General features: G+C 45.8%; 2 protein-coding genes and 1 pseudogene. 2 read left to right on the top strand and 1 reads right to left on the bottom strand.

Features of this window, described 5'->3' with window-relative positions:
• Nucleotides 1–49: 49 nt before the first annotated feature.
• Nucleotides 50–433 (top strand): annotated as a pseudogene (locus ACKI61_RS12215) (Acyl-CoA dehydrogenase C-terminal domain-containing protein).
• A 116-nt stretch (nucleotides 434–549) separates the two neighbouring features.
• Entirely contained in the window at nucleotides 550–1,509 is a 960-nt protein-coding gene (locus tag ACKI61_RS12220; protein WP_407457966.1) for a hypothetical protein, read from the top strand.
• Between the two features lie 200 nt (nucleotides 1,510–1,709).
• Here the strand turns inward: ACKI61_RS12220 and ACKI61_RS12225 are convergent, their stop codons facing one another.
• Nucleotides 1,710–3,986 (bottom strand): fibrobacter succinogenes major paralogous domain-containing protein, encoded by a 2,277-nt coding sequence (locus ACKI61_RS12225; RefSeq protein ID WP_407457967.1) that lies wholly within the window; start codon nucleotides 3,984–3,986, stop codon nucleotides 1,710–1,712.
• Nucleotides 3,987–4,213 lie beyond the last annotated feature (227 nt).

Raw genomic sequence — 4,213 nt, forward strand, 5'->3', positions numbered from 1 at the left:
GCAGACCGTTGCCGCCCTCCCGCACATCACCACCGGCACCTACAGCCAGATGCTCGAGGAACTGGAAGCGGGCGAAGTGGCCGCCGAATACGAGAGCCTCAAGGCCCGCGCGAAGGCCATGGACGCGAAGTTCAACGAAGCCATCGAAGTCGTGAAGGCCGCGAACAACAACGAGTTCACCGACCTCTGCAGCCGCCACTTGTACGCTGTGAGCCTAAAGCGGCTCATATTAATGAACCGTGTAGGCGAGAGTGAGGCGTGAGCCGAACGGTCTTATAAGGCCGCCAACTGCGTGATGAGCCAGTTGCTCCTCCGCGACGCCACCAAGGCACCGGAACTGTTCGAAAAGAGCATGAAGGTGTACCTGAACATCGCCGAAAGAGCCTGTGCTGAGCCTGTCGAAGCAAAGTCGCCAAGCACTACAACTTTGTGAAGAGCGTGAACGTGGACGCGATGGAGAGCTACAAACAGGCTTAAGCCTCGCTAACGCGAAAAATATACAACACCTCGGATGTAACAATCCGAGGTGTTTTTAGTTATCTTTTTACTATGCCTGAGCAATCCCTAGCGGACTTACTGAAATATAAATTTTGGAATGACTTGCAAGAAATTTCAAAGTCATTATGTGAAAAGCATCACCTAAAATATAATCCAAATGACGAGCAACCCATACGCCGTTGGATATCTTATGTAGCAAGACTTATTGAGCCCAAAGAGCGATTTACATTTTTTAGCAAAGGATTCTGGACTCGCATTCCCAAAGAATGCATTCCGGCAATTCATTTACTGGCAGACAAATTTGAATACGGAGAGAACGTCAATCCATATCAATCAAAAACGATTAAACTAAATAACCTTTCCGAAAAGAAGGGACGTCGAACAGATTTACTTTGGGCCGATTGGAACATTCATCACTTTCACTTGCCGACATCAAATCCTCTTGACAAAGACGGTTTTTCTTCAAGATCTGAATACTTGCTATTCACCTATGTGGGAAATGACTATGTGTGTTTTCTAGATGTAAAACATCATAAAGACGACGATTGCTTTTCAAATCCATTTTTTATCCAACAAATCGTCGAATCTTGGCCTCAATTAGCAGAAAGCAAAAGAATTAAAGGAATCTCTATTGGAGATAAACTAAACGCAAAAGAAATCGCAGAATTTCGAAAAAATGGTCTCATGACACCGATTTCACTAAACGGGAATGTTTACATGATGGGGCAAGGAATTTCAACTGCGGGAACTCCAACTAATGATATTGTTCTCTATGATATGTTGCTTTCCGAAATCGAATTATTATCCAAAGATCTCACCGCGTTTCTAAACCGAAGAAGCGTTCAAGCCTCACCCAAAAACTTCTCACTAGAGATAAAAGAAGATGGTTTGAACTTATTTTTCTCTAAAGATGGTTCTTTCAGCAATATAAAGAAATTCCATCTAGAACACATCAATCGATTTTTCAATCAACTTTGGCTATTAAAGCCTACTTCACTTCAACAAACCTAGCTTGATTTTCTATTCGTATGAAGTAAGAACACGCACGCGGAGCTACGATATTAAAGTCCGTTGGCTCGATGTGGTCCTTCTGCAAAACGCAACCTTGTATATCAAATACAGCCAAATAATTGATCTGCTTTATAACAGTTCCTAATTTTGGCGACAATCCAACAAATTTGCATTCCTACAATTCAATTGCTGGTTAAAAGTTATTCTTCAGAATCCTTGACACAACGAATGGAGAAGGCTAAACTCTTATAGTAGCAGCCCAAACTCGCAGTTTCGGTGCGGTAGTGCAAATATAAGTAGTAGGCATTGTCGTCATCGCCCGCAGAGGCACTCCAAAAATAGGCGTTGGAGCCATCTGTGTTGAAATCGCCATCGTAGTCTCTGCTGCCAGCGGGCAGCGCAGAGAATCCGGCGGCATCCGTACCGTTCCCGTTGCTATACCAGCCACTCAGCGACTTGAGCACCTTACCTGCAGCAGCGAGACCGCCTACCGCCGTAAACAAGTCACTCCATTCTATTTGCGTGGGCAAATGCCAGCCCGTAGGGCAGATGCCCTGCACCTTTGCAGGCAGGGTACAGGTCTTGCCAGAACCGCAATTCTGCGGGTCATCCGCATCATTCGCCAACTTCACCGAGTCGATTGTCGCGGCCCAAGTGTAAAGGCGACCCGCCACACCGCAATTTGCGGCCACATTGTTGTAGCACCAACTTTTTCCCTTGAGACTTACTGTTGTTGTGCTGTCGGCGTAATTAAGGTTTTCCGCCATCCAAGTCTGGTCGCCAATCACTACCGTCTTGTACTTTTTGCCGTCGCGGGAGTCCGTCATGGCACCATAAGTAATTTCGGGATTCAGACGAGCCACCTTCGGCACATTCCAACTCCAGCCACCCATCAGGCCCACCCAACCTCTCTCCGTGCAATAATACTTGTTAGTGCTGGTTACCACGCCTTCAATAGTCTTGCCCACTTCTTTGCTAGTACACTTTTCTCCGTAGGTGTCGAGGTCTATTTCCTGGGCGGTCCGCCAGTCAGAATTCTCGCATACGTAATAGACATCATCAGTTGAACTCTTACCAATTTCGCCCATACGGTTGGCGGTGCACCCCATCAATTTGAGGGTGGTATCGTTATGGGTAGCCGTCACCCACTTGTCCAAAGCTAGATCATACTTGTAAATTTTTCCCGTCAACAATCCCTCCCAAAGCTCGCCGTCAGCACCACCACTACTTTTCTCAGACTTGTAAAAATCCTTCTCTGCATCGCTAGCTTCGACCCAAGTACTACTCTTGCAAATGAAACGGTCATTTGTACCGTAGGTCGTACTGAGTTCATTCTTTGTGGCTATGACATCGCCTTCGCGAGCCTTGTCGCAATCGCCAAGTTTGTAGTTTTTATACCAAAAATTACGCACATATTTTTCAAAGTCGGGCACCGTTCCCAAATTCCAGTTTTTGATATTGCTACGAATACTGTCAAGGCCGCCTGAAACATCTTTCAATTGCGCCCAATCAGCAATCTTTGCCTTGGTCGCCTCATCATCCCATTGGCCATCTTTTTCAATATCAGTTGCAAACTTGGTCAGAAGTTCGGTCAGGTCCGCTTCGCTCAGATCACGGAGCATGAGAACGCTAAAGGCAAGGAGTGCCGCATTTCCGTCGCTCTTACTGAAAATATCCAAATCTTCGGAATTTGCGAATTCACCTTGGATTCCAAACGCATTAAAAATTTCGGTTTCGGCTTGTTTCTTTGCAGAAAGCACATTGATTCCCATACCGACCAAGTATAAGGCTCGTTCGTATTCAAGATGCGTGAGCAAGTTAACATTAACGCTCTTGCGCTCGGAGAGATCCGCAAGCGCATTCAAGGTAATTGTGCCGCTGGATTTTTTTCCAGTGATTTCGTTACGGAAATACCCATTCGCTTCAAAGAGAGCATACTGACTAGCAAGCGTCACGCTCGACACGACGAACTTGCCGTCATCACTTGCAATTTTCCCCATAAAGCTTTTGCCCGTCTGCACATAGTTTTCGCCATCCAATTCATAAAGTTTTATCGCGGAACCAGTCACAAAAGGTCCTTTTTGTAACACACCGCTAATGGACTTATTTTTGACAGCAACCACCGGAAGTGTGTCATATGCAGTAGAATCCTGTTTAAATTCAACACTGCTGGAGGACTTTATCTTGTCACTACTCGAAGATGATTTATTCTTGCCGATTGATGAAACCTTATCGGAATATTCTTCAACCCAGTCAGCGTTCTCACAGACATAGGCAATCTTTTCATCTTTCACATAAGCGGTTACTCCTTCTCGCTTACTGCTGCACGTAGGAAGGTCATCGAAAGTCGCTAAAACCAAATCGAAGTCGGAAGCTGTTGCATTCTCCGGGCCACTGGAACTGCTATCGTCACCACAAGCGACGACTAAAATCACGAGAGATAGTGCGGCTATGTTGCCAATTTTATTCCAAACCATAACAGCCTCCATAGTTTTAAACTTCTGGAGTTCGCCCCGTTCTGCAAAAGAACTTCGCCAAATTTTGTAAGGGTACAAAAAGGCGCAGATCGTTGCATTTACCTAAGTGGGGCTCTCGACTGCCTCTGAACGATAAACACAAACGACCCACGCCCCGAAAGGGCTGTTGCTCTTTGGCTATACGACCAAAGACCAGCTAAAAAGCTGGTACAGCAAACCGAAGCATA

The organism is Fibrobacter sp., from assembly GCF_045601785.1.
GTDB lineage: Bacteria > Fibrobacterota > Fibrobacteria > Fibrobacterales > Fibrobacteraceae > Fibrobacter.

Coding starts and splice junctions, on each gene's coding strand:
- ACKI61_RS12220 (WP_407457966.1), top strand. CDS start 550: ATGCCTGAGCAATCCCTAGCGGACTTACTGAAATATAAATTTTGGAAT.
- ACKI61_RS12225 (WP_407457967.1), bottom strand. CDS start 3,986: ATGGTTTGGAATAAAATTGGCAACATAGCCGCACTATCTCTCGTGATT.